This window comes from Agrobacterium sp. 22094 (genome assembly GCF_052046015.1).
Taxonomy (GTDB): Bacteria; Pseudomonadota; Alphaproteobacteria; order Rhizobiales; family Rhizobiaceae; genus Agrobacterium; species Agrobacterium cavarae.
The window spans coordinates 1-328 of sequence record NZ_JBQEPX010000054.1 but is presented as its reverse complement, the minus strand read 5'-3'; the positions used below and the strand labels follow the sequence as shown (position 1 = coordinate 328).

General features: G+C 38.4%; 1 protein-coding gene. It reads right to left on the bottom strand.

Annotated elements, in window-relative coordinates; all coding sequences use genetic code 11:
* The coding region (locus ACTJK5_RS23135; RefSeq protein ID WP_440613336.1) for a GNAT family N-acetyltransferase at positions 1-328 on the bottom strand (328 nt) is incomplete at both ends.

The window sequence follows — 328 nt, the reverse complement described above, 5'->3', positions numbered from 1 at the left end:
GCATAGATTTCGGCAGCTTCAATTAATTTAGAACCTATACCTTTTCCGCCGTGTGCACTTGAAACTGATAATGTATCAATGTAATACTCATCAAGCTCAGCTTCTTTTTCTAACGTAATTGATTCATCTTTATGTAATGCTCTTAAGTGATGTACAATTGGTGCGTCAAGCTGTGTTGCTTCACTACCGTGATAAGCGACAATAATTCCAACTGCACTCTCGTCTTGTTCATAGACAAAACAGTTTTCGTAGCTCAGACGGTTATTTTCTTTTGAGAACCATGTCTCAAGTCCTAGTAATACTTCTGCTTCAACTGTGCTACCTGTGA